Below are 24,954 nucleotides of genomic sequence, written 5' to 3'. Positions count from 1 at the left end.
CGGCGGATTGGAGGTAGCGCTCCCGAAGAGCGGGATTCCGAGCCGCCAGATCGGCACCGGTCCAGGCGGGTCGATCATCCCCATCGCTCTGATCATAATCGTACAGAGCCTGCGCCAGAGCTTCGCGCAGATCGTCCGGAAGTCGTACCGCGGCGTGTCCGTTCATGAATCTGCATTCGCGATGAGCGATCGACAGAACCTAGAACGCGCACGCACGGCAGGAGAGACCATCGCCGCGCGACGCACGCGAATTTTTTCTTCATGGCCGGGCAGCGCATCGGCAGCGGCACCCGGATCGGCTCGTCGCCGGCCACCGGAGGGCGCGGCCAGCACCCGCAATCGGCGGTTAACCCGATCGAATGCGCGGCATGCCGGCCGATCTTCGAGCAGGCACATACTCCGGCCGATCATCGCAGCTCGTGCTTGCCGTAGCCTGTCGCGACCATGCAGCACGACGCCGCGCCATACGATATGACATCGCGACGTCGATCAGAGGGTCCAGAAGCTCCCGGCAGCCGTCAATCGGAAGCCGTGCCGTGCAGCCCGAGAGCCCTCGACGAGGCGCGGTATTCAGAAGACTTGGGCGCCTCGGAATTGCGATAGCGCCGAGCATGCGCCCGGGATACATCGGAGCCAGCGCTCTTCAGGCGTCGGTCGCAGTCGATGGTCCATACTGGCTACAATCCGGCCCTCGTCGCCCTGTCGATCGGCCTGGCAGTCTTCGCGTCCTATACCGCGCTGGACCTGGGTGCCCGCCTCCGTGGCCCCGTCGCCGGTCCGCGCTGGCCGTGGATCGCCGGCGCGGCGCTCGCCATGGGCGGGGGTATCTGGTCGATGCACTTCGTCGGCATGCTGGCCTTCGAGATGGGCATGCCGGCCGCCTACGATCTCGGCTTAACGCTCCTGTCCCTCGCAATCGCCATCGCGGCCACAGGGTCCGCCTTCCTGTGGGCGGCGCGCGTCGGCAAAGGGCCCGGCGGGCTCTTCGTGGCCGGTCCGCTGATGGGCCTGGGCGTCGCCGGCATGCACTACACCGGCATGGCGGCGCTCCGGATCCCCGGCAACCTCGCCTACAGCCCGGCCGTGGTCGCCCTCTCAGTGGCGATCGCCGTGACGGCGGCGACGGCTGCCCTGTGGCTCTCCTTCCGCCAGCACGGCGTCTGGCAGAAGCTCCTCGCGGCCTGTGTCATGGGTCTGGCGGTGGCGGGGATGCACTACACAGGCATGGCCGCGGCGACGGTCACCGCCGAAGCGGCCGGCGCCCACGCCGCACATGCCGTAATCGGCGTGCAGGGGCGGCAGAATCTCGCGCTCTACATCGCCGGCGCGACCTTCCTCATTCTGTTCCTCGCGATGCTCGCCTCGTCTTTGGACCAGCAGCGCGTGCAGCGGGAACTCCAGGCGAGCGAGGCCCGGTTCCGCGCCGCGGTCCAGGCGGTGCGCGGCGTGCTCTGGACGAACGATCCCGAGGGCCGGATGATTGGCGATCAACCCGGCTGGAGCGCGATTACGGGTCAGACGCGGGAGGAGTATCAGGGCTACGGCTGGGCCGATGCGGTGCATCCCGATGACATGCAGGCCTCCGTCGAGAGCTGGAACGCGACCGTACGGGCGCGGCGCACCTACATTCACGAGCACCGGGTCCGGTCCCGCGACGGGACGTGGCGCCACTTCGCGATCCGAGCCATCCCGGTGCTCGACGCGCGGGGCGCGATCCGCGAGTGGGTCGGGGTCCACACGGACATCACCGAGCAGCGGCAGGCCGAAGCCGACCTGCGCGAATCGAACGAGGAGATCCAGCGCTACGCCTACATCGTCAGCCACGACTTGCGCGCGCCGCTGGTCAACGTGATGGGGTTCACGAGCGAGTTGGAGGCGACCCGGACCGAGATCGCCACGGCCCTCCGGGGGCACCCGGAGGCGCAGCGGCTCGACGCGGATCTCGGCGAAGCGCTCGGCTTCATCAAGGCGGCGGTGAACCGGATGGAGGGGCTGATCGCCGCCGTCCTGAAGCTCTCCCGCGAGGGGCGCCGGCAATTCTCGCCCGAACCCCTCGACATGACGAACCTGCTCCGCGGCGTGGCGGACGCCCAGCGGCATCAGGCGGAGGCGGTCGGCGCCTCAGTGACGATCGCTCGCGATTTGCCGGGGATCGTCGCCGATCGACTCGCGGTCGAGCAGATTTTCGGCAACCTCTTGGACAATGCCGTGAAATACCTCGACTCGACACGGCCTGGACGCGTCACCGTTACGGCCAAGTCCATCGGCGATCGCAGTGTCTGCTTCTCCGTCGCCGATAACGGTCGAGGGATCGCGGCGCGGGACCATGCCCGCGTGTTCGAACTCTTCCGCAGGTCGGGCGTCCAGGATCGTCAGGGCGAGGGGATCGGCCTCGCCCACGTGAAGGCTCTGGTGCGCTCGTTCGGCGGCAGAATCGAGATCCGTTCAGAACTCGGTGTCGGCACGACGTTCGACGTGACCTTGCCGCGCGGGACAGCTACAGCGGACAGAAACCCTGAACCGGCGTCCATCGCCGCCGAATGAGCGTGGAACCGCCCGTGCACCCCGTCAGCATCGTGATGATCGAGGATGACGAAGGGCATGCGCGCCTGATCGAGCGGAACATCCGCCGCGCCGGCGTCAACAACGAGATCATCCCGTTCCGGAACGGCACCTCCGCGCTGGAATACCTTTTCGGGACCGATGGCACCGGCGAGGCGAGCGCGCGGCGGCATCTGCTGATCCTGCTCGATCTCAACCTGCCCGACATGACCGGCCTCGATATCCTCGAGAAGGTCAAAGCGAATCCGCATACGCGGCGCTCCCCCGTGGTGGTGCTGACCACCACGGACGACAGCCGCGAGATCCAGCGCTGCTACGATCTCGGCGCCAATGTCTACATCACCAAACCGGTGAGCTATGACGGCTTCGCGAACGCGATCCGCCAGCTCGGACTGTTCTTCTCGGTCATGCAGGTTCCGCAGAACCCATGAGCGCCGGACGTGCCAGCGGGGATGTCACCGCCGCGGCGGCACGCATCCTCTACATCGACGACGATCCAGGCCTCGGACGCTTGGTTCGGCGCGCCCTGGAAAAGCGTGGCTACACGGTCGAACTCTGTTCCGACGGCGCCGCGGGCCTGGCGCGGCTCGCGCAGGGCGGGATCGATGCCGTCGCCCTCGACCACCATATGCCCGGCCAGACCGGCCTCGACCTGCTGCCGGAAATCCGCGCGCTGCCCGAGGCGCCCCCGGTCATCTACGTGACCGGCTCGGAGGACAGCCGCGTTGCCGTGGCGGCTTTGAAGGCCGGCGCGGTGGACTACGTCTGGAAGGACGTCCAAGGCCAATTTCGGGAGCTGCTCGGCGAGGCCGTCGCCACGGCACTCCGGCAGGAGAGCCTCCGGCGCGACAAGGAGCGGGCAGAGGCCGAGATGCGCGAGGCGCGCGACCGTGCCGAACTGCTGCTGCGCGAGGTCAATCACCGCGTGGCCAATTCTCTGGCACTCGTTGCGGCGCTGGCGCACATGCAGCGCAACGCCGTGACGGACACGGCCGCCAAGGCGGCGCTCGACGAGATGCAGGCTCGGATCTCGGCGATCGCGGGTATCCATCGCCGCCTCTACACCTCGGACGACGTGGAATCCGTCGAACTCGACGCCTACCTGCAAAGTCTCGTTGAGGAACTGCAGGCGGCCATGCGGGCAAGCGGGCGGGATCATGCGATACGCCTGCAGGCCGCGCCTGTGCGCCTCTCGACGGACAAGGCTGTGTCGGTCGGCGTGGTCGTGACCGAACTCGTCACCAACGCCTACAAGTACGCTTATCCGCTCGGCACGTCGGGCGAAATCCGTGTCGCTATCGAGTGCGACGCCGCCGACACTGTACTCCTGGCCGTCGAGGACGACGGCATCGGTTGGACCGGGGAGGGCGAGATCCGCGGCACCGGCCTCGGATCGCGGATCGTGCGCGCCATGGCGTCGAACCTGCGCTCGGCCTTATCGTACGTTCCGAGGAGCCGCGGCACCCGGGCGATTCTCGCGTTCCAGGCCTGAGCCCGCTTCCTCAGCTGTCGGCCTGCCCGGCCAAGCGATCGAGGGCGTCGAGCATCGGCGCCAGGGCATCCCCATCGAGCTGCTGAAAGCCCAGCGCCCGGGTCATGAACAGACCCAGAATGGCGAAGTAAAGGACAGAGCCCTCGCCAGGGCGGGCGCCGTCGATCCGTCCGAGCTGGTCCAGCTGATCCGCGACGAACGCCTGGAAGTCCTTCTGTGCTTCCGGCGATTCCATCGATGCCAGGAGAAGCGCACGGGCCGACTCGTCGTCCTCGCAATAATGCCCGCGGATATGCGCAACCATCGCGCGGGGAAGTTGCGATGGACCGGCGGGAATCTCGCGCGCGCAGGCGTCGATCTCCGCCCGCACATCCGCGAGCTTGCGGGCGACGAGGGCCGCCACCAGTGCATCCTTCGACGCATAATGGTGCAGAACCCCGCCTTTGCTCAGCCCGGCTTCGGCCGCGACTGCATCTATGGTCAGCCCCCGCACGCCGGCCTTCAGGAGCACGGCCGCGGCCGCCTCCAAGATGATCTCGGGCCGCGCCGCCAGCCGCTGTCGCTTCACCTGCATCGCCGACCTGCATTAAAAACCGTCTGGACGGTATGTAACGGATAGCGTAGGAACGCGCCACGCATTTCGCACGAGTCGCGCCGACACGGTCGATCGCATGAGCCGCATTGCCTTCGCTATCCCAGCGACCATCCTACTGGCCTTAACCGCGTTCGCATCGATCGGATGCGCTCGGGCCGAATCGGAACCGGCGCTCGATCCGGCTCTGGCGCGCGTTCGGGTGGTGCAGGCGCGCCGGACGCCGCTGGCGCTCGATGTCGTGGTGACCGGCGACATCCAGGCCCAGGCGCAGGTCAACGTCTCGTTCCGGACGAACGGCAAGGTTGCCGAACGGCGTGTCGAGGTCGGTGACCACGTGACCGCCGACCAAGTACTCGCCGTCCTCGAACCGCTGACCCAGCAAGCGAATCTCGACAACGCCAAGGCCGCCCTCGCTTCGGCCGAGGCGCTGCTGACCCAGGCCAAGATGTCGTTCGAGCGCCAGAAGCAACTTCTCGCCGGCGGCTTCACCACGCGCTCGACCTACGACAATGCCGAGCAGGAGCTGCGCACGACACAGGCAGCCGTCGACTCGGCGAAGGCGGCCCTCGGGACCGCGCAGGAGCAGTTCTCGTACACGGAATTGCGCGCCGGCGTGGCCGGTGTCGTGACCAGCCGCAGCTTCGAGGTCGGCCAGGTGGTCCAGTCAGGCCAGACCGTCCTGGTGATCGCGCAGGACGGCCCCCGCGACGCGGTCTTCAATGTCTACGAATCCCTGCTGGCGCAGCCCCCGGCCGGCGACACGATCGCGGTCGCGCTGCAGTCGGATCCGGCGGTCACCGCGACCGGGACCGTGCGCGAGATCTCGCCGACGGTCGATTCCGCGAGCGGCACGGTGCGGGTCAAGATCGGTCTGAAGGCGACGCCCGCCGGCATGGGTCTCGGCGCGGTCGTGGTCGGGCGCGGACGCTTCGCGCCGCATGAATCGGTGATCCTGCCCTGGTCGGCGCTGTACCGCTACGACGGGCGGCCCTCCGTGTGGATCTACGATCCCGACCACCGGACGGTATCGGTGCGCGCCGTCGAGATCGACCGCTTCGGCCCCGACATCATCGCGCTGAAGCGCGGCGTCGAGCCGGGCGAGCGCGTTGTCGTCGCCGGCATCCAGTTCCTGCGCCCCGGCCAGCTTGTCGCGGCCGCCGAGATCGGAGATCGCCCGTGAAGGCGCGGACGTACCTCGCCCTGAGCTTCGTCGCGGCGACGCTGGGGGGCTGCAACGGGCACAGCGAGGAGGGCGGCCAGGCCGCGGAGGCCGCTGCCATCCGTCCGGTGCTTACGCAGGTGGTCGTACCGAGCGACACCGTCACGTTCGGGCCGTTCGCCGGCACGATCGAGCCGCGCTATCAGGCGCAGCTCGGTTTCCAGATCCCCGGCCGCATGGTGGCGCGGGACGTCACGATCGGCGATCTCGTCACCCGGGGTCAGCGGCTCGCGGCGCTCGACACCATCGTGACCCGCTTCGACCTGACCCGCGCCGAGGCCGACCTCGCCGACGCGAAGGCGCAGGCCGAGAACGCCGACGCCGCCGAGGCCCGAACCCGGCGCCTGATGTCGGGCAACAGCGTCTCGCAGGCGACCCTCGACCAGGCGGTCGCCAAACGCGAGACCGCCAGGGCACGGGTCGATCAAGCCATGGCGAGCCTGCAGAAGGCCCGTGACCAGATGGGCTACACCGAGCTCAAGGCCGAGTTCGACGGCGTCGTGACACAGCGTCTCGCCGAAGTCGGCCAGGTGCTGAGCGCCGGGCAGGGGGTCGTGACCGTGGCGCGGCCGGACGTCCGCGAGGCCGTGGTCGATATTCCCGAATCCCATGCCGGGGCGTTGCCGGCGGACGGTGTGTTCACGGTGGCCCTCCAGAGCGCGCCGGAGCTGACGGCGCGCGGGCGCGTCCGCGAGATCGCGCCGCTCGCGGAGGCCGGGACGCGCTCCAAGCGCATCCGGATCACTCTGAATCAGCCCGGCCCAGCCTTCCGGCTCGGCGCGACCATCAATGTCTCGCTGACGCGGCAGGTCCCGCCGCACGTGCGGCTGCCCGCATCGGCGCTGATCGAGGGCGACGGCCGCCGCTCGGTCTGGATCGTCGCCGCCGACGGCAAGTCGGTGTCCCGCCGCGACGTGACCGTAGCGGCGGCACGGGACGACGCCGAGGACGGCCGCGTCGTGGTCGTCGATGGGCTGAAGGCGGGCGATCGCGTGGTGGTCGCGGGCGTCCATGTCCTCAAGGAAGGCCAGGCCGTGCGCCTGACCGACGGCGCCGTCTGACACGGCCGCACGGGGTTTTCGCGTGAAGGACTTCAACCTCTCCGACTGGGCGCTCGAGCACCGCTCGTTCGTCTGGTTCCTGATGCTGGTCTCGCTGGTGGCGGGCCTGATGGCCTACACGCGCCTCGGCCGCGAGGAGGATCCGCCTTTCACCATCAAGACCATGGTGGTGCAGACGACTTGGCCGGGGGCGACCATCAAGGACACCCTCGATCAGGTCACCGACCGGGTCGAGAAGGAGCTTCAGCAGCTCAACGGCCTCGACTACGTCCGCAGCTACACGACGCCCGGATCGTCGACGGTCTTCGTCCAGTTCCGCGACACCCTCAAGAAGAACGAGATCCAGCCCGCCTTCTACCAGGTTCGCAAGCGGCTCGGCGATATCAAGGGCCAGTTCCCGGAGGGCGTGCAGGGGCCGTTCTTCAACGACGAGTTCGGCGACGTCTACGGCAACATCTACGCGTTCACGGCCGACGGCCTGACGCACCGGCAATTGCGCGACTACGTCGAGAGCATCCGCACCGAGGTCCTGCGGGTGCCCAATATCGGCAAGACGCAGCTGATCGGCACGCAGGACGAGACGATCTATCTCGACTTCTCCACCCGGAAGCTCGCCGGTTACGGCATCGATTTTCAGGCCCTGATCAAGGCGCTGCAAGCGCAGAACGCGGTCTCGGCCTCCGGCGTCGTCCAGGCCGGCCCGGAGCGCATCTCGCTGCGGGTCAGCGGCTCCTTCGCCTCCGAGGCGTCGCTCCAGGACTTCAACCTGCGGGTGAACGACCGCTTCTTCCGCCTTGCCGACATCGCCGAGATCAGCCGGGGCTACGAGGATCCGCCGGCGCCGCTGTTCCGCGTGGACGGCAAACCCGCGATCGGTCTCGCCATCGCGATGCGGCCGGGCGCCAACCTGCTGCATTTCGGCGAAGCGCTGAAGGAGCGCATGGGTCGGATCGAGGCCACGCTTCCGGTGGGCGTCGGCGTCCACCTCGTGTCGGATCAGCCCAAGCAGGTCGAGCATGCCGTCGGCGGCTTCACCGAGGCATTGGTCGAGGCCGTCATCATCGTGCTGGCAGTGAGCTTCGTGAGCCTCGGCGTCCGGGCCGGCCTCGTCGTCTCGGTGTCGATCCCGCTCGTGCTGGCGATTGTCTTCGTGGTCATGCAGATCATGGACGTCACCTTGCAGCGCATCTCCCTCGGCGCGCTGATCATCGCGCTCGGCCTGCTGGTCGACGATGCCATGATCACGGTCGAGATGATGGTCGCCCGCCTGGAACGGGGCGACACCCTCCGGAAGGCTGCCACCTTCGCCTACACGTCGACGGCGTTCCCCATGCTGACGGGAACGCTCGTCACCGTGGCAGGCTTCCTGCCGATCGGCTTCAACGGCTCCGGCGCCGGCGAGTACACCTACTCGCTCTTCGTGGTGATCGCGGCCGCGCTGCTGGTCTCCTGGGTCGTGGCGGTCCTGTTCGCCCCGCTCGTCGGCGTCACGCTCCTGCCGAAGACCATGAGGCATCACACGGAGAAGCAGGGGATCTTCACGCGCCTGTTCGTCGGGGCGTTGCGCATCGCCATGCGCTGGCACTGGACGACGGTCATCGTCTGCCTCGGTCTGATGGCCGCGGCCATCGTCGGGATGGGCCATGTGCAGCAGCAGTTCTTTCCGTCCTCGGACCGGTCCGAGGTGCTGGTCGACCTCACCCTCCCGCAGAACGCCACCATCGCCGAGACGCGGGCGCAGATGGACCGGTTCGAGGCGAACCTGAAGGGCGATCCGGACGTGACGAGCTGGTCGTCCTATGTCGGCGAGGGCGCGGTGCGCTTCTACCTCCCGCTCGATCAGCAGCTCGCCAACGCGTTCTTCGGCCAGATCGTCATCGTCACGAAATCGCTGGAGGTGCGCGACCGGGTCATGGCGCGCCTCCAAACCATTGCCCTGCGTGATTTCGTCGGCACCGACGTGCTCGTTCAGCCCCTGAGCCTCGGCCCACCCGTGGGCCGGCCGGTGCAATACCGCCTCAGCGGACCGAAGATGGAGACGGTACGCCGCCTCTCCCTCGATCTGGCCAACGTGGTCGCGGCCGACAAGCGCCTCGACGTGCCGACCTTCGACTGGAACGAGCCCGGCAAGGTCCTGCGGGTCGAGATCCTTCAGGACAAGGCGCGCCAGCTCGGCGTCACCAGCCAGGACGTCGCCGGAATCCTGAACGGGATCGAGGGTGGGCAGGCGATCACGCAGGTCCGGGACTCGATCTATCTGGTCAACGTCGTCGGCCGTGCCCGGGCCGCCGAGCGGTCCTCGCTGGACACGCTGCAATCCCTGCAGGTCGGCCTCGCGAACGGCACCGTGGTCCCGGTGCTCGCCTTCGCGCGGATCGGCTACGATCTGGAGCAGCCGATCGTCTGGCGCCGCGACCGTCTCCCGACCGTGACGGTGCGCGCCACGATCCACGACGCGACCCAGCCCGCCACCATCGTGGCCGCCCTGCAACCCGGCCTGGATGCCTTCATCAAGGCGCTTCCCGAGGGCTACACCGTCCAGACCGGCGGTGCCGTCGAGGAATCGGCCAAGGGCCAGGGCCCGATCGCGGCGGTGGTCCCGGTCATGCTGCTCGCCATGGCGTTCCTGCTGATGATGCAGCTTCAGAGCTTCGGGCGGATGCTCCTTGTCTTCACCGTCGCGCCGCTCGGCCTGATCGGCGTCGTGCCGGCGCTGCTCCTGTTCGACAAGCCCATGGGCTTCGTCGCCATCCTGGGCATCCTGGCGCTCATCGGCATCATCATCCGCAACGCGGTGATTCTGGTGAGCCAGATCGAGGAGTTCCGGGATGAGGGGATGGCGCCGTGGGAGGCGGTGTTCGAGGCGACGCACCACCGCATGCGGCCGATCCTCCTGACCGCCGCGGCGGCGAGCCTGGGCCTGATCCCGATCGCCCGCGAGGTGTTCTGGGGCCCGATGGCCTTCGCGATGATCGGCGGCATCCTGGCCGCGACCTTCCTCACGCTGCTGTTTCTGCCGGCCCTCTACATCGGCTGCTACCGCATCCGCCCGGATGCGAGCGGCAGGCCGGCGGCTCACACCGGCTGATCGGCCGGTTCACGCGATCGCAGCGCTTGCGGGCGCTGCGAGAAACGGTCGGCCCGCCCCTCCGCCCCCTCAGGGCGGGCCGACCGTGACGATCTTTCACGCAGGTGGCGTCGCGTCGCCGGCAACCCGGCGGCGTTCTGGCGCGTAGGGTGCGACGGAAACGAGGACCGTCCCGCCCATGAACGCCTTCATCGCCGTCGTCCTGGTCTGCGCCAACGGGATCGTCCAGGATTCCTGCACGGACGCCCAGGCGCTCGAGGTGCGCAAGGTCCGGGTCGCCAACGAACTCGGCTGCGCCACCGGCTGGCAGGAGATCATCGCCCGCACCGAGCTGCGCGAGGAGATCGGCAAGACCGCCTATTTGAAAACGGAGTGCCGCCGGGTGAAGGAGCCGCAGTGACGTCCGCGGGGTGCCGCTACTTGTCGTACTTGATGTAGGCGAAGCGCGGATCGGTCGGCGTGCCTTCGAGCCCCTGTCCCTCCAGGGCTGGCTGCCAGGACACGACCTCCTCGATCTTCCGGGCGAGGGCGAAGTCCTTGTCGGTGATGCCCTTGGCCGCGTGATTCATCAGCCGGACCTCGACCCAGGCGTAGGAGGCCGTGATGTCCGGATGGTGCCAGGCCGCCTCGGCCAAGTGCCCGACGGTGTTGATCACCATCAGGGTGCTCTTCCAGCCGGACGTCTTGTAGGTGCGCCGGATCCACCCGTCTTCCAGGCGCCATGCGGGCAGCTCGGCCTTCAGCCGCGCCTCCACGGTCGCAGCGTCCAGTGCGCCTTCGCGTCGTTCGGTCATGATCCCGTCTCCGATGAAACCGTCGGGGCAGAGGGTGCCGCCGCGGCCGGTTGCGCGCAAGCGTGTTTGCCACGGTGGACGGAAACGGGTGCGAGCCCTATGACCTTTTGCCAATGGCGTCCGGCTCGCTCGGCACTCCAGTCTGCCGCCGCTGAAGACTGCGCAATACGATGGGAGAAGGCGTGATGCTGTCACGGCGCGCGATGCTCGCCGGGGGCCTGCTCGGCGGCCTCGGCCTGCGCGCGGCGCGCGCGGACGCGCCGACGATCCGCCTCGGAAGCCTGCCCTTCGGCACGTCGACCTGGGAAGCGGCGGTGATCAAGGCGCGTGGCCTCGACACGGCCAACGGGTTCGAACTCGACGCGGTGAAGCTCGCCGGCAACGACGCGGCCCGGATCGGCTTCATCGGCGGGCAGGTCGACACGATCATCGGCGACCTGCTCTGGGCCGCCCGCCTCGGCAATGACGGGCAGGCGGTGCGCTTCATCCCGTATTCGACCTCCGAGGGCGGCGTCATGGTGCCGCCCGGGAGTGCGGTGAACAGCCTCAAGGATCTCGCGGGCAAGCGCCTCGGCGTGGCCGGCGGCCCGCTGGACAAGAACTGGCTGCTCCTCCGGGCGCAGGCGAAGGACGCGGCCGGCATCGACCTCGAGCGCGACGCCGAGATCGCCTACGGCGCGCCGCCGCTGATCACCCTGAAGCTGGAGCAGGGCGCCCTCGACGCGGCGCTGACCTACTGGACCTACTGCGCCCGCCTGACGGCCAAGGGCTACCGGCAGCTGGTCGGCGCCGAAGACATCATGCACGCCCTCGGCGTCCCCGGCGACGTGGCGCTGATCGGCTACCTGTTCCAGGACGCCACGGTGAAGGAGAAGCCTGCCGCCGTGGCGGCCTTCGCCCGGGCGTCTCGGGCCGCCAAGGACATGCTGGCCGCCGATCCGAGCACGTGGCAGATCGTGCGCCCGCTGATGGCGGCCGAGGACGAGGCGACCTTCGAAGCCTTGAAGCACGATTTCCTGGCCGGCATCCCGCGCCGTTCGATCGCGCAGGAGCGCGCCGATGCGGAGAAGCTCTACGCCGTGATGGCGCGGCTCGGCGGAGCGCGCCTCGTCGGCAAGGGCGACGCGCTCCCGCCCGACCTCTACTATACCGGCCGCAATGGTTGAGGCGCCCGTGCGGCGGGCACTCCTGGCGGCGATCGTGCGTATCGGGACGGCATGGGCGCGCTGACCCGCCTCGCGTCCCTGGCCGTGCTCATCGGTGCCTGGCAACTGGCCGCCCTCGAAGCGGGTTCACGCCTGCTGCCGGCGCCGATGGCGGTGCTGCGCTTCATCGTACAGGAGGCCGAGCGCGGCGACCTCGGACACAATGTCGGGATGACGCTGCTGCGGGTGGCGATCTCCTTCACGGTGGCCATGTCCCTCGGCGTCGTCCTCGGCGTCGCGCTCGGACGCTCGAAGGCCGCCGATCTCAGCCTCGACACGCCGCTCCTCGTCCTCCTCAACACGCCGGCCCTGGTGATCACGGTCCTGGCCTATGTCTGGGTCGGGCTCACCGAAACCGCCGCGATCCTGGCGGTGGTGCTCAACAAGCTGCCGAACGTCGCGGTGATCGTGCGGGAAGGCGCCCGGAATCTCGATCCCGGCCTCGACGAGATGGCCCGCGCCTATCGGCTCGACCGGCGCAGCTGGGCCCGCGACATCCTGATCCCGCAGCTCCAGCCCTACATGGTGACAGCGGCGCGGTCGGGTCTGTCGCTGGCCTGGAAGATCGTGCTGGTGGTGGAGCTGCTCGGGCGACCGGACGGGGTCGGCTTCGCGATCAACTACTACTTCGTCCAGAGCACCGACGTGGCGGCCATCATCGGCTACAGCCTCGTCTTCATGGCCGTGATGATCGGCATCGACGTCCTCCTGCTGCAGCGGCTCGAAGCCTATGTCCGTCGCTGGCGCTGAGCCCGTCCTGCAGGTCGCGATCGCGTCGAAATGGTATCGGCCCCGCGGCGCCGAGCCGGTCGAGGCCGTCCGCGACCTCGCATTCGCCGTCGCCGCCGGGGAGATCGTCTGCCTGATCGGGCCTTCGGGCGCGGGAAAGACCACGACGCTGCGGATCCTGCTGGGGCTCGATCCGGCCTTCGAGGGCCGCGTCTCCGGCGCGGAACAGGCCGGCATGGTGTTCCAGGAGCCGCGGCTGCTGCCGTGGCGCAGCGTCGAGCACAATGTCCGCCTCGGGCTCCCCCGGGAGCGGCGCGGGCGCGACCTCGACGGCTTGTTCGCGCGGCTCGGCCTCACGGCGTGGCGGAACAGCTATCCGAAGGCGTTGTCGCTGGGGATGCAACGGCGGGTGGCGCTCGCGCGGGCGCTGGCCGACGGTCCGCGCGTGCTGGTGCTCGACGAGCCGTTCGTCTCCCTCGACGATGCTGCGGCCGCCGAGCTGCGCGGCCTGGTGGTGGATACGGTGGATCAGGCCGGCATGAGCGTCCTGATGGTCACGCACAACGTCGCGGAGGCGATCGGGGTCGCCGACCGGCTGCTGCTGGTCTCGAGACGCCCTGCGACTCTGATCGCCGACGTGCCCCTCGATCGCCCCCGCCGGGAGCGCGACCGCGCCTGGGCCGAGACCACCCGGGCGACGCTGGCCGCGCGGCATCCGGACATCATCGCGCTCTGACGTCTGGGTTCCGCGGACGCGGCGTTTCGAGAAGGCTGCCGACCGTCCTCGCGTGCGGCCGTCAGAATCGACCGGAAGAGCGGCGCGGGGCCGGGGCGTGGGACCGCCCTGCGCCGGCGCCGAGCCGTCTTGCCGACGCTGAGCGCGCGGAGATGCCCGACGTCTGTTCCGGCCGGGATCAGAAATTGTACCCGACGCGCAGCCGCATCTGATGCCGGTCGAAGTTCGAGAGGTCGAGAGGCCCGGGCTCTCCCAGCGCCTGCCCGGCAACCTGGAAGCTCCAGGTGAACGAGGCCCAGGCATGCGGGGACAGATTCGTGTAGGCGGTGGGTCCGATATAGACGGCGTCGCCCGCGAACCGGTCGAGCGTCAGGCCCTCGTATGTGCGGGTGTAGCGGACCTCACCGCCGAGGAAAACGCCGGGTTGAACGCGATAGGCTAGCGCAGCCGACACCTCGATCCCCGATCCGAGCAGGCGCGCGTTCGTCACGTTCATGCGCGTCGATGAGAATGCGAAGCTCGCGTTGAGAGCGGCGACCAGCGTGTCGGGGATCACCTCCCGGTCGGCCAACAGCCCGACCTCCGTGCCGAAGCTGCGGGCCGGCGCGCCCGATCCGCCGTCCACGGTGCCGTAACCCGGCACGAGGTTCAGCGTCAGGCCGAAGGGCGCCGCACGTCGATCCAGCAGGCGCAATCGGGTCTCGACGAAGCCGCCGTTGAAGCCGCCGGTGGTCCGGGTCGGCGCCCCGGGCGTGCCGATATCGGAAGCGTTGAAGGTGACACCCGGTGCCAAGCGGAACGCGTTGGTGAGTGGCATCTTCAGCGCCAAGCCGCTGTCCACTGTCAGGAAGCGGCCGAGGCGGCGCCCGAGGCGCCCGCTCGTCTCCCATTCCAGCTCCGCTTCCCCGGGCACACCAAGGTCACTGCCTTCCGTGAAGCCGAACAGATGCTCGCTGTCGAGATCGCCCGGCGTCAGGTTCTCGGCGGCAGTCGGAAGCGTCTGCGCCGAAGCAGGCGTCCCGGCCATGCCGAGCGTCGGCGCCAGCCAGCACAGGACGAGGCCCCCGCGCGCCAGGCGGCACGGAACGCAGACGTGTTTCATAGCCATGACCCATCATTATAGCTCATGCTATATGTGATAGGTCGGTCGATCCCTGGCGGTCAACGGCCGAGCGCGTCGGAAACAGAAGGCGTCACGTTCCTTCCCCTCAAGCGGATGAGACTTCGGCGCAAAAGCGCCTGTCAGGCCACGCACCGAAGGCCGTTCCCATGGCAGCGCGAACGGCCACGGCGTCGGCGGCCATGACCGCGGACCCAGTTCGACCTTCACCCCTCGATCACGGACGATCGGGAGTCACGGGAACTGATGGTCAGCTCGTCCCGCCGAGCTCAGCCCCCGCGGGTGCCGGTCGGATCCCCGGCCTCGGGCAGGGCCACGTAGATCAGTACGCCGAGCACCGTCATGGCGAAGCGGAAGGCCGATTGCTGGCCGTTCCAGGTAGTCGACATCCACATGCCGAACCACTCGCCGCCGATGCCCAGGAAGCCCGCCTGCCAGATCAGAAAGCCCACGCTCAGGCCGGCAATCGCCCAGGCCTTCGCCCGGACGAAACGGGCGGGCGAGGCCCGCAACCGCACGAGCATCAGCAGCACGCCGATCCAGAGCAGGAGGGTGGTCAGAGCCTCTCCGGCGACGATCAGGGCGAAGGCCGCGCGCTGGAGCGCCGGATCCGTGATCGAACGGTCGACGATTCCCGATCCGGGCAGGACGGTGTCCATCGCCAGCACATGCTGCACGAAGGCGAGGTTCACCGCCGGATCGACGATGTTGCCGAACACCACCAGCGTGCAGGTCAGCGCCAGTGCGGCAACCAAGGCGGCCTTCGAGAGACGGACGACGAGCATGGACGGCTCCTCCCGGCACACGGCCCGGCGCGCCGCGACGGGTCCGAGACAGGTCTCAGCCCGGTCTCGGCCGGCTCAGTTTGCCTTCGCCTCGACATCGAGCCGGTCGAGCACGGCCGCCGGCGAGCGCGCCGCGCCGAGATCGATGAACCCGATGCCCGCGGGCTCCTTGGACTTCGCGTGCACCGCGAGCTTCCCGGGCTTCATGACGAACTGGCCCATGGCGGCCCCGATGCCCTTGGCGGCCGCGCTGTTGCCGAGGATGATCGGAACGCCGAGCAGGCTCGCGGTGACGTATTCCTTGCGCAGCTCGTCCGGCTTGAGGCTGAGATCCTTCGATTGGGCGGCCAGGAAGCGCTCGAAAAGGCCGGCATTCTCCACCGTCAGGTCGAGGGTCTTGGCGCTGCCCGAGAACATCAGCATGGTGGCCGCCGGAAGGGTGCCGGAGAACAGCTCGGGTCCGATGCCCCCCAGCAGGCCGGAAAGACGGACGGTACCGATGTCGCGCCCCGATATCGTGACCTCGCGCAGGGCGAGGTCGCGGGCCTTCTCGTCCAGCGTCGCATCGGCCACGAGATCGAGGTCGAGATCCCGGTAGCCGTAGACCGGCAGCATGCCGACGATCGGCGCGCCGGCGAGGAGATCGGCGGGCAAGGTCAGGCCCGAGAGGGTGACGCGGGTCGCGCTTGGCACGCCCTCGGTCGGCGGCCCGAACGCCAGGTTGGCTTCGCGCAGCGCGACGCGGCGGGCCGGCCGCGGCGACACCGTGACGGCGAGGGGATCGGCGACGATGTCGGCCGCCCGGGGCTCGACCGCCCGGGGTTCGACCGCCTTGCCGGCCCCCGGCCGGCTCGGGTCGGGGAGGGCCCCGCGGGCCGGCGGCCGCGGATCGCGCGGCGTTGCCCGGTCCGCCTCGGCCTCGGACGGGAGTTCAATCGACAGGTCGCTGAGGGTGAGATTGCCGAGCGTCGGGGTCAGGCGGCGCATCTCGACGTCGGAGAAGCCGGGCCCTCCCGTCGGCTCGGCGGCGATACCCTGAAGGGTCGCGACGGTCGGCGCCAGGGAGGTCCCCAGCGCGGCGACGCGGCCGACATGGATGCGCAGAGGCCCGCGTGACAGCGACAGGTTGTTCAGCGTGGTGCCACGCTCAGCACCGGAGGACGTGTAGGCGGCGCGGCCGATCTCGAACAGAACCGGCCCCTTCGGATCTGTATCGCTCACGCTCAGGCCCTGCATCTCCAGGCTGCCGACGGAAGTCGCCGCGATGAGGTCGGCGGCCGCGCCCGCCAGGGGGCGCCGGTCGCTGGATTCGTCGAAGCCGCCGGCCACGATCGCGAAGGCACCGCTCCAGCCGTCCGGCACCTGACGGCCACCGAGGTCGCGCCCATCGAGGCGCGCGATCTTCACGGTGGTCCCGCGCGCGTCGGAATAGGTCACGTCCGAAACCTGGATGGTTCCGTAGACGCGCTGGACGGGTCCCTTGCCGTCGCCGGGAACCGTGTAGAGACGGCTGAGCGCCGCGAGATCCAGGTCCGTGGCCCGCACCTGTCCGTAGGTTCCGGAGCTGCGGTTCGGCCCGGCGATCGCGCTGACCGTGGCGCCTGCCGCCGACAACTCGCCGACACGGCCGGCGCGGATGTCGCGGGCGACGACGTCGCGGTAGGTCACAGTCTGCCGGTTGTCGCCGGGCCCGGCATTCTCAGAGGTGAGAACCGGGATCGTCAGGCTGCCGGCATCGAGCTTGGCCAGCCGCTGCTCCCAGGGGACGGCGGAATCGGACCGCAGGATCGCCGCGAGATCCTCCTTCGAGAGGCGCGTGCCACTCGCCGTCAGCTTCGGGGCCTTCAGCAGCGTGCCGCCGAGCGGAAGCATCACATCGGTGACCGTCACGTCCTGGACGGCAGCGGCCGCCTCCTGCGCGGCGAGCGGCGCGGGCACGGACGCGAGGCCCAGGAGGACCAGCATGCCGGTCGTCGCCCAGGCCGACCGGAGGCGAATGCGGGCCTTCGGATGGTTCATGGCTGCGTCCGGACCAGGGCTCTCACGGGAATACCCTAGCCGTGCCGCGTTTTGCCGAGCGAGGCAATCGCGCACGCCGGTCCGGGCGACCGAGCCGGGACCGGTGTCGTACGGACGCAACGGCACAGGTGCGCCGAGCCAGCCCTTACAACGAGAAGGAGGTGCCGCAGCCGCAGGAAGCGGTGGCGAGCGGATTCTCGATCTTGAAGGATTGGCCGATCAGATCGTTCACGAAATCGATGGTCGAGCCGCTCATGTATTCCAGCGAGACCGGATCGACGATCACGGTGGCACCGTCGCGCTCGATCGCGACGTCCTGTGCCTCCCGGGCGCGGGTGATGTCGAAGGCGTAGGAGAAGCCCGAGCAGCCGCCCCCGTTGACGCTGATCCGCAGGGACGAGCCGGCCGGCTCCGCCACCATGATCTCGTTGATGCGCTTGGCCGCGCGGGCGGTCAGGGTGATCTCAGCCATCGGTCTCTGGCCACGCATTCGTTCAGTGGACGGCGCGCCCGGCCCGTTGCCGAGCGCACCCTGGCCCACAAGATATGAGGCGCAAGCCCGCGCCGCAACGCGCCGGGCGGGGAGCCGTCATGATCAGGGTGCGCGAGTTTGCGAGCGGATGCCGTGCGACCGAACGGTGAGCGCTGGCGCGCGCCCTACGCCACGGACCCGGCCCGCACCCGGGGACGCCTCATCCCGGAGGCCGGCTCGCCGACCCGCAGCGACTTCCAGCGCGATCGCGACCGGATCATCCACTCGACGGCGTTCCGGCGACTGAAGCACAAGACGCAGGTCTTCGTGCATCACGAGGGCGACCATTACCGCACCCGCCTGACCCACACCCTGGAGGTGAGCCAGATCGGCCGGGCGCTCGCCCGCGCCCTCGGGCTCGACGAGGATCTCGCGGAGGCGCTGGCCCTCAGCCACGACCTCGGCCACACCTGCTTCGGCCATACCGGCGAGGACGCCCTCGACGCCTGCATGGCGCGCTACGGGGGCTTCGACCACAATGCCCAGGCGCTGCGGATCGTCACCCGGCTGGAGCGGCGCTACGCCGGCTTCGACGGGCTGAACCTCGCCTGGGAGACGCTGGAGGGCCTGGTCAAGCACAACGGCCCGCTTCTGACCGCAGACGGGCGGCCGACACCCCGCTACGCCGCCCACGGCATCCCGGCGGCCATCCTGGAATACGACGCGCTGAACCCCCTCGACCTATGGAGCCAGGCGGGGCCCGAGGCCCAGGCGGCCTCCCTCGCCGACGATATCGCCTACGCCGCCCACGACCTGGACGACGGGCTGCGCGCCGGGCTGTTCGAGATCCCGGAGCTGCGGGCGGTGCCGTTCCTGGCCGGGCTGCTCGACGAGATCGACCGGCTGCATCCCGGCCTGGAGCCGTCGCGGATGATCCACGAGCTCGCCCGGCGGGTGATCACCCGCTTCGTCGAGGACGTCATCCGCGAGGGCGGCCGCCGGATCGCCGCCCTGGATCCGCGCCGCGTCGAGGACATCCGGAACGCGGATCAGCCGGTCATCGTCTTCTCGCCGGAGATCGCGGCGGCCGATGCCGACATCATGCGCTTCCTGTGGGAGCGGATGTACCGGCATCCCGGCGTGGTGGCGGTGCGGAAGAAGGCCGATGCCATCGTCAACGACCTGTTCGCCGCGTTCACCGCGGCGCCGTCCCGGATGCCGGAGGAGTGGAGCGCCGGTCTCGAAGGAGCCACCGAGGCGCGGGTCGCCCGCCGGGTCGCCGACTACATCGCCGGCATGACCGACACCTACGCGGTCCTGGCGCACCGCAAGCTCTACGCGACCACGCCGGACCTGCACTGGGAGTTGCCCAGCCGAGGCCTGCCCCTCGCCGAGCCCTGAGGGCCCGGCGCAGGGCGGGATCGGATCAGCAGCCGCAGCCGCAGGCGAAGCTGTCGTAGCACCCGCCGTAGCCGTAGCTACCGTAGGCGGCCGGATAGCCGTAGCCGCCATAGCCGGCCGGGTAGCCGTAGCCGCCATAGCCGTAGCCACCGTAGCCGTAACCGCCGTAGACGGTCCCGGCGGCGAGCCCGAGCCCGAGGCCGATCCCCGCGCCGGCCAGCCCGTAGCCGAGGGCGCGACCGTAGCCGCGACGGTAGCCGTAACCATAGCCGCGGCCGTAGAAGCCGCGGCCCGCGAAGCCGCCGCGGTAGCCGTAGCCGCCCCGGAAACCGCCGTGGAAGCCGCCGCCGTGGAAACCGCCGCCATGGAATCCGCCGCCGCGGAAGCCGCCCGCCTCGGCACTCGGCGCGGCCAGGATGAGGGCGCAGAGCGCCGTACCCGCAATCGTCAAGGTCTTCATCAGCAACTCCGCGATCGGCACACTCTCGATCGACGGCGATGACACCGTTTCATCCCGTGCGAGACAAGACGGACATTGGGCGATCCGTATTCGTCGCACGGGATAACGCGGCCGCAGCCCGGACTTGGTTATCGGACCGATGCCGCGAATGTGGACTCCGCCGGTCGGGCACGCGGCCCGGCGCCGTGACACCCTCCCGCCCCCTTGCTAGACCGCCGCGGCGGGCGCAGGCCGGACGGGCCGGGCGACGAGACCCCCGCGCGAGCGAGATCGAGACCCATGAACATCTTCGCCCTGTTCGAGGCGCGCGTGCGCGAGGCCGTGGAGGCGCTGACTCGCGCCGGCCACCTGCCCGAGGGCCTCGACCTGGGCCGCGTGGTGGTCGAGCCGCCCCGCGACGCGTCGCACGGCGACCTTGCCACGAACGCTGCGCTGGTTCTGGCCAAGGAGGCGCGGGCCAACCCGAAGGCGCTGGGCGAGGCCCTGGCGGCGGAGCTCCGCACGGATCCGCGGATCGTCGAGGCGAGCGTCGCCGGGCCGGGCTTCATCAACCTGCGGCTCGACCCCGCGATCTTCCACGCGGTCCTGCGCGACGCGCTGTCCGCACCGGAGACGTTCGGCCGCGCGCAGCTGCCCGGCGGCCCGATCAACGTCGAGTACGTGTCGGCGAATCCGACGGGGCCGATGCATGTCGGGCACGGCCGCGGAGCGGTGTTCGGCGACGCCCTGTGCAACCTGCTCGTCGCGGCCGGTCGGCAGGTGACGCGGGAATACTACATCAACGACGCCGGCGTTCAGGTCGACGTCCTGGCCCGCTCCGCCTTCCAGCGCTACCGCGAGGCTCTGGGCGAGCCCTTCGCCATCGCGGAGGGCCTGTATCCGGGCGACTACCTGAAGCCCGTGGGCGCCAAGCTGGCCGAGACCCATGGCCGCGCGCTCCTCGACAGGGCCGAGGCGGAGTGGCTGCCGACGGTGCGCGAGACCGCGCTCGGCATGATGATGGACATGATCCGCGCCGACCTGGCGGCGATCGGCATCCGCCACGACGTGTTCTTCTCCGAGCGGACGCTCCAGGAGAGCGGGGCCGTGAAGTCCCTGCTCGCGGAGCTGCGCGCCAAGGGCCTCGTCTACGAGGGCCGCCTCCCGCCGCCCAAGGGGCAGCTGCCCGAGGACTGGGAGGACCGCGAGCAGACGCTGTTCCGCACCAAGGAATTCGGCGACGACAGCGACCGGCCGCTGCTGAAGTCGGACGGCTCGTACACCTATTTCGCCTCCGACATCGCCTATCACCGGGCGAAGTATCTCGCCGGCGCGACCGATCTGATCGACGTCCTCGGCGCCGATCACGGCGGCTACGTGAAGCGCATGCAGGCCGCCGTGAAGGCGGTGAGCGACGGCAAGGCCACGCTCGACGTCAAGCTCTGCCAGCTCGTGCGGCTGTTGCGCGCAGGCGAGCCCGTCAAGATGTCGAAGCGGGCCGGCGAGTTCGTGACCTTGCGCGACGTGATCGACGAGGTCGGCCGCGACGCGATCCGGTTCATGATGCTCTACCGGAAGAACGACGCGACCCTGGATTTCGACCTCGCCAAGGTGGTGGAGCAGTCGAAGGACAACCCGGTCTTCTACGTCCAGTACGCGCATGCCCGCGTCCGCTCGGTACAGCGGCAGGCGCGCGAGGCCTTTCCGGACGCCGACCTCTCGGCAGCCACGCTGGCGCGCGAGGCCGACCTCGCCGTGCTGAGCGATCCGGGCGAGATCGAGATGATGCGCCTGATCGCCCAGTACCCGCGGGTTCTCGAATCCGCCGCGCTGGCCCACGAGCCGCACAGAATCGCGTTCCACCTCTATGAACTGGCCTCGTCGCTGCATAGTTTCTGGAACAAGGGCAAAGACTTGCCGCAATTACGGTTTGTTAATGCAACCGACCGAAAGTCGACGTGGGCCCGGCTGGCGCTCGTCGAAGCTCTTCGGAGCACGCTCGCAGCCGGCCTTGCGATTCTCGGTGTGACCGCGCCGGACGAGATGCGATAGGCCCGGCTGCATCGGGCCGGTCGCCGGCGTTGATGTGAGGATGCTGCCATGACGAACGCTTCGCGCGCTCAGGTCGATCTGGACGCCTTCGCGCGCGATCTGCGTCAGGAGAGCAGCCACGCATCGCAGGGGTCCGGCAAGGCCGATCCGCTGGCGGAACTGGCCCGGATCGTCGGGCAGGACGATCCGTTCCGTGCCCTGCTCGCCGCGCGCGACGAGATCCGCGCGGCACCGGCCGCCCAGGCACAGGCCGGCTGGAACGGCCGGGTCGAGCCGAGCTTCGCGGCCGAGGCGCCCAAGCCCACGCCGGCCGACGCGTTCGACCAGTACCTCGCCTCCGTCGAGCAGGACACGCATCGCGACGGCGGCACCTATGTCCAGGAGAGCGGGGCTGCGTCGACGGGCGACGATGAGGTCTATGCCGACACCCATGCCCTGCGCCGCGCGAATCCGCGGCGGCGGCTGGTCTCGGTCGGTGCCGGCGTCGCCGTGGTGGCGCTCGCCGTCACGGGTGCGCTCACCTACAAGGGCCTGAGCAATTCGGGCCATGGCGGCGTGCCGGTCGTGCAGGCCGACTCGACGCCGCTGAAGGTCGCTCCGAAAGTGGCCGACGGCGTCGAGATCCCGGATCAGAATCGGCAGATCTACGACCCGAAGGGCAAGAAGGACGGCCAGATCAAGATCGTAAATCGCGAGGAGCAGCCCCTCGACGTGGCCGAGGCCGCGCGGGCGGCCCAGGGTCCGTCGCAGCCGAGCAGCGCCCAGGGCGGCACGACGCCGGGCAACAGCCCGTTCGAGGCGTTCGGGGAACCCCGCAGGGTCCGCACCGTCGCGGTCAAGCCGGAGGCACCGCCCGCGCCGCCGCCGCGGGAGCAGCAGGCCGCCGATGCCGGGCCGGCCCCGATCCCCACCATGGTTCTGCCCAGCGACGAGCCGCCGCCGCCGCCCGCGAAGTCCAAGCCCGTCCGCCAGGCCGCCGCGTCCATGCCGATGACCACGGCCACGCCCGTCGACGCGCAGCCGGAGGCCGCCGTCGAGCCGCCGGCCCCCAAGCCGGTGGCCGTGAAGCCGCCGCCGAAGGCCGCCCAGCGGATCGCCACCGCGGCCCCGGCCGGCGCGGCCGCGCCCGACACCACCGCCAGCACCACGACCGACGACGACGCCGTGAAGTCCGGCCCGGTGAGCGGCTTCTCGGTGCAGCTCGGCGTGCGCAGCTCCGCCGCCGAGGCGAAAGCCGCGTTCCGGCAGATGCAGGCCAAGTATTCGCAGCTCGCCGGCAAGCCCGAGCTGATCCGCCAGGCCGAGGTCAACGGCAAGACGATTTACCGCGTCCGCGTCGGACCCCTGGAGAAGGCCCAGGCTGCGAGCCTGTGCAGCGCCCTGCAGGGCGAGGGCGGCCAGTGCTTCGTGGCCAAGAACTGAGGCGCTGACGGGAGGCCGCGCACGGGACCACGCTCCGGTCCGCGGCCTGCCTCGTCGCCGCCGTCCCGACCGAGTCTCGGCGGCAACACGCCCGGCGCCATCGTCCCGGCATCCGCCGGGAGCCGCGGTTTGGTCTTGCCGGCTCCCCGTTCCCGCCCGACTCTCTTGCCATCGATTCGAGCCGCCCGGCGGTCTTGCCGCCGTCTTCGCGCCGCCACCGAGCAGTATCCGAGCCGTTCCTGATGACCTCCCGCGCCCTGATCCTCGGCTGCACCGGCCCGTCGCTCTCGGCGGAGGAGAGGGCCTTCTTCCGTGACGTGAAGCCCTGGGGCTTCATCCTGTTCAAGCGCAACATCGGGACCCCCGACGAGGTCCGCGCGCTCACCGGCGCGCTCCGGGACTGCGTCGGGTCCGATCGGGCGCCGATCCTGATCGACCAGGAGGGCGGCCGGGTCCAGCGCATGGGCCCGCCCCATTGGCCGGCCTACCCGGCCGGCGGGCGCTACGCCCGCCTGAACGGCAGCGCCGCGACGGTCGCCCGCCTCGGCGCGCGCCTGATGGCGCACGACCTCGCGGAGGTCGGCATCAACGTCGACTGCGCCCCCGTTCTCGACGTGCCGGCGCCGGGCTCGCACGACATCATCGGCGATCGGGCCTACGGGACGAGCCCGGAGCGGGTCGCCGAGATCGGCCGCGCCATCGCCGAGGGCCTGATGGCGGGCGGCGTCCTGCCGGTCATGAAGCACATTCCCGGGCACGGGCGCGCCACCTGCGACAGCCACCATGGCCTCCCGGTGGTCGACGCGACCCGCGCGGATCTCGCGGGGCAGGATTTCCGGACCTTCCGGGCGCTCGCCGACCTGCCGATGGCGATGAGCGCGCACGTCGTCTTCACCGCCATCGACCCCGACCGGCCGGCCACGCAGTCGGCCGCCGTCATCCGCGACATCATCCGCGGCACCATCGGATTCGACGGTCTGCTGATGACCGACGACCTGTCCATGCACGCGCTGACCGGCACGTTCCGCGACCGGACGGAGCGCGCCTTCGCGGCGGGGATCGATATCGGGCTCCACTGCAACGGCGCGATGGAGGAGATGCGCGCCGTCGCCGAGGCGGCGCCCGAGCTTACCGGCGAGGCTGCGCGGCGCGCGGCAGCCGCGCTGGCGCGCCTCGACTCCGCCGGCGACGGGCTCGACCTCCCGGAAGCCCGGGAACGCTTCGCCGCGGCCCTCGCGGCCGCCTGACCTGCAAACACCTTGCGGCCTTCCACCGCGGCCTTCCACCGCCCGTGGCATCGCCTCTGCTTGTGTTCGGGCGGCGCGATCCCTAGGTTCGCCCCGAAATCCTCAACCGGACGTGGCGTCACGCTCCCGCTTCTTCGGGGCGCCCGCAGGAGGTTGCCATGGGCAGCATGAGTATCTGGCACTGGGTCATCGTCGCGGTCATCGTGATGCTGCTCTTCGGACGCGGCAAGGTGTCCGACCTGATGGGCGACGTCGCGAAGGGCATCAAAGCCTTCAAGAAGGGCATGGCCGAGGACGAGACCCCGCCGGTCAGCCAGAATGCGGCGCCGCCGGCCGAGTCGGTCCGCACGATCCCGCACGCGACCGAGACGAGCCCCGGCACGGCTATCCCGGCAAGCCATCTCCCCGGCGGCGAGCGCAAGCCGGTCTGACGGCGAGCCCGACTGTAGGACTGTCAGAGCGCGCGCGCTCGTGTAGAGCCTGACGGGGTCCGGCCGCCGCGCCGGATCTCGGGGC

Annotated in this window: 22 protein-coding genes; 15 read left to right on the top strand and 7 right to left on the bottom strand. The window is 69.9% G+C overall.

All coding sequences use genetic code 11. From position 1 onward, the window contains the following. Positions 1-663 precede the first annotated feature (663 nt). The 3 genes from BLT59_RS10630 to BLT59_RS10620 are packed head-to-tail and all read left to right on the top strand — an operon-like array spanning position 664 to position 4,054. A complete protein-coding gene (locus tag BLT59_RS10630) occupies positions 664-2,544 on the top strand; it encodes an MHYT domain-containing protein (protein ID WP_091779215.1) in 1,881 nt (626 codons plus the stop codon). Then, complete coding sequence (locus BLT59_RS10625) at positions 2,541-2,993, top strand: response regulator (RefSeq protein WP_091779213.1); 453 nt, start codon at positions 2,541-2,543, stop codon at positions 2,991-2,993. Before BLT59_RS10630 ends, BLT59_RS10625 begins: the two co-directional genes overlap by 4 nt. Next, a complete protein-coding gene (locus BLT59_RS10620; RefSeq protein WP_091779211.1) occupies positions 2,990-4,054 on the top strand; it encodes a sensor histidine kinase in 1,065 nt (354 codons plus the stop codon). Before BLT59_RS10625 ends, BLT59_RS10620 begins: the two co-directional genes overlap by 4 nt. Positions 4,055-4,064: 10 nt before the next feature. On the opposite strand, the gene BLT59_RS10615 is transcribed toward BLT59_RS10620, so the two are convergent. Further along, positions 4,065-4,628: a TetR/AcrR family transcriptional regulator gene (locus BLT59_RS10615; RefSeq protein WP_091779209.1), complete on the bottom strand. Its 564-nt coding sequence runs from the start codon at positions 4,626-4,628 to the stop codon at positions 4,065-4,067. Positions 4,629-4,725: 97 nt separating this feature from the next. On the opposite strand from BLT59_RS10615, the gene BLT59_RS10610 reads away from it, so the two are divergent. From BLT59_RS10610 to BLT59_RS10595, 4 genes are all read left to right on the top strand, one after another. Next, positions 4,726-5,829 (top strand): efflux RND transporter periplasmic adaptor subunit, encoded by a 1,104-nt coding sequence (locus tag BLT59_RS10610; RefSeq protein WP_091779207.1) that lies wholly within the window; start codon positions 4,726-4,728, stop codon positions 5,827-5,829. Continuing rightward, on the top strand, positions 5,826-6,929 hold the full coding sequence (locus tag BLT59_RS10605; RefSeq protein ID WP_091779205.1) for an efflux RND transporter periplasmic adaptor subunit: 1,104 nt from the start codon (positions 5,826-5,828) through the stop codon (positions 6,927-6,929). The genes BLT59_RS10610 and BLT59_RS10605 overlap by 4 nt, the downstream gene beginning before the upstream one ends. A gap of 22 nt (positions 6,930-6,951) precedes the next feature. Continuing rightward, positions 6,952-10,017, top strand: a complete 3,066-nt coding sequence (locus BLT59_RS10600; RefSeq protein WP_091779203.1) for an efflux RND transporter permease subunit — start codon at positions 6,952-6,954, stop codon at positions 10,015-10,017. A 178-nt stretch (positions 10,018-10,195) separates the two neighbouring features. Continuing rightward, positions 10,196-10,417 (top strand): hypothetical protein, encoded by a 222-nt coding sequence (locus BLT59_RS10595; RefSeq protein WP_091779201.1) that lies wholly within the window; start codon positions 10,196-10,198, stop codon positions 10,415-10,417. A 16-nt stretch (positions 10,418-10,433) separates the two neighbouring features. On the opposite strand, the gene BLT59_RS10590 is transcribed toward BLT59_RS10595, so the two are convergent. After that, on the bottom strand, positions 10,434-10,811 hold the full coding sequence (locus BLT59_RS10590; protein WP_091779199.1) for a 4a-hydroxytetrahydrobiopterin dehydratase: 378 nt from the start codon (positions 10,809-10,811) through the stop codon (positions 10,434-10,436). Positions 10,812-10,996: 185 nt separating this feature from the next. Between BLT59_RS10590 and BLT59_RS10585 the strand changes: the two genes are divergently transcribed. Genes BLT59_RS10585 through BLT59_RS10575 form a run of 3 tightly spaced genes read left to right on the top strand, consistent with a single transcriptional unit; the run spans position 10,997 to position 13,481 of the window. Then, the gene (locus BLT59_RS10585) at positions 10,997-11,977 is read left to right on the top strand and encodes an ABC transporter substrate-binding protein (RefSeq protein ID WP_091779198.1); all 981 of its coding nucleotides are present in this window, start codon (positions 10,997-10,999) and stop codon (positions 11,975-11,977) included. Between the two features lie 51 nt (positions 11,978-12,028). Next, positions 12,029-12,766, top strand: coding sequence for an ABC transporter permease (locus BLT59_RS10580; RefSeq protein ID WP_091779196.1), 738 nt, complete (start codon positions 12,029-12,031; stop codon positions 12,764-12,766). Then, a complete protein-coding gene (locus BLT59_RS10575) occupies positions 12,747-13,481 on the top strand; it encodes an ABC transporter ATP-binding protein (protein ID WP_091779194.1) in 735 nt (244 codons plus the stop codon). Before BLT59_RS10580 ends, BLT59_RS10575 begins: the two co-directional genes overlap by 20 nt. Before the next feature lie 178 nt (positions 13,482-13,659). Here the strand turns inward: BLT59_RS10575 and BLT59_RS10570 are convergent, their stop codons facing one another. The 4 genes from BLT59_RS10570 to BLT59_RS10555 form a co-directional block, all read right to left on the bottom strand. Further along, positions 13,660-14,589: a hypothetical protein gene (locus tag BLT59_RS10570; RefSeq protein ID WP_244513934.1), complete on the bottom strand. Its 930-nt coding sequence runs from the start codon at positions 14,587-14,589 to the stop codon at positions 13,660-13,662. Positions 14,590-14,870: 281 nt separating this feature from the next. Further along, positions 14,871-15,386 carry a DUF2165 family protein gene (locus tag BLT59_RS10565; RefSeq protein WP_091779192.1) on the bottom strand — a complete coding sequence of 172 codons (516 nt, stop codon included), beginning with the start codon at positions 15,384-15,386 and terminating at the stop codon, positions 14,871-14,873. 75 nt (positions 15,387-15,461) lie between these two features. Beyond that, entirely contained in the window at positions 15,462-17,405 is a 1,944-nt protein-coding gene (locus BLT59_RS10560) for a hypothetical protein (protein WP_091779190.1), read from the bottom strand. Between the two features lie 145 nt (positions 17,406-17,550). Then, entirely contained in the window at positions 17,551-17,877 is a 327-nt protein-coding gene (locus BLT59_RS10555) for a HesB/IscA family protein (RefSeq protein WP_020092036.1), read from the bottom strand. Between the two features lie 153 nt (positions 17,878-18,030). Here BLT59_RS10555 and BLT59_RS10550 point away from each other — a divergent pair, with 153 nt between their 5' ends. Next, a complete protein-coding gene (locus tag BLT59_RS10550) occupies positions 18,031-19,278 on the top strand; it encodes a deoxyguanosinetriphosphate triphosphohydrolase (RefSeq protein WP_091779188.1) in 1,248 nt (415 codons plus the stop codon). Between the two features lie 25 nt (positions 19,279-19,303). Here the strand turns inward: BLT59_RS10550 and BLT59_RS10545 are convergent, their stop codons facing one another. After that, positions 19,304-19,738 (bottom strand): hypothetical protein, encoded by a 435-nt coding sequence (locus BLT59_RS10545; RefSeq protein ID WP_091779321.1) that lies wholly within the window; start codon positions 19,736-19,738, stop codon positions 19,304-19,306. 279 nt (positions 19,739-20,017) lie between these two features. Between BLT59_RS10545 and argS the strand changes: the two genes are divergently transcribed. The 4 genes from argS (at position 20,018) to BLT59_RS10525 (ending at position 24,869) form a co-directional block, all read left to right on the top strand. Continuing rightward, positions 20,018-21,769: an arginine--tRNA ligase gene (gene argS / locus BLT59_RS10540; protein ID WP_091779186.1), complete on the top strand. Its 1,752-nt coding sequence runs from the start codon at positions 20,018-20,020 to the stop codon at positions 21,767-21,769. A gap of 48 nt (positions 21,770-21,817) precedes the next feature. Continuing rightward, positions 21,818-23,191 carry an SPOR domain-containing protein gene (locus BLT59_RS10535; protein ID WP_091779184.1) on the top strand — a complete coding sequence of 458 codons (1,374 nt, stop codon included), beginning with the start codon at positions 21,818-21,820 and terminating at the stop codon, positions 23,189-23,191. Positions 23,192-23,433: 242 nt separating this feature from the next. Then, positions 23,434-24,438: a beta-N-acetylhexosaminidase gene (gene nagZ / locus BLT59_RS10530; protein WP_091779181.1), complete on the top strand. Its 1,005-nt coding sequence runs from the start codon at positions 23,434-23,436 to the stop codon at positions 24,436-24,438. A gap of 158 nt (positions 24,439-24,596) precedes the next feature. Beyond that, the gene (locus tag BLT59_RS10525; RefSeq protein WP_091779179.1) at positions 24,597-24,869 is read left to right on the top strand and encodes a twin-arginine translocase TatA/TatE family subunit; all 273 of its coding nucleotides are present in this window, start codon (positions 24,597-24,599) and stop codon (positions 24,867-24,869) included. The last annotated feature ends 85 nt before the right edge of the window (positions 24,870-24,954 follow it).

Source organism: Methylobacterium sp. UNC378MF, assembly GCF_900103195.1.
Classification (GTDB): domain Bacteria; phylum Pseudomonadota; class Alphaproteobacteria; order Rhizobiales; family Beijerinckiaceae; genus Methylobacterium.
This window is presented reverse-complemented; position numbering and strand designations above follow the sequence as displayed.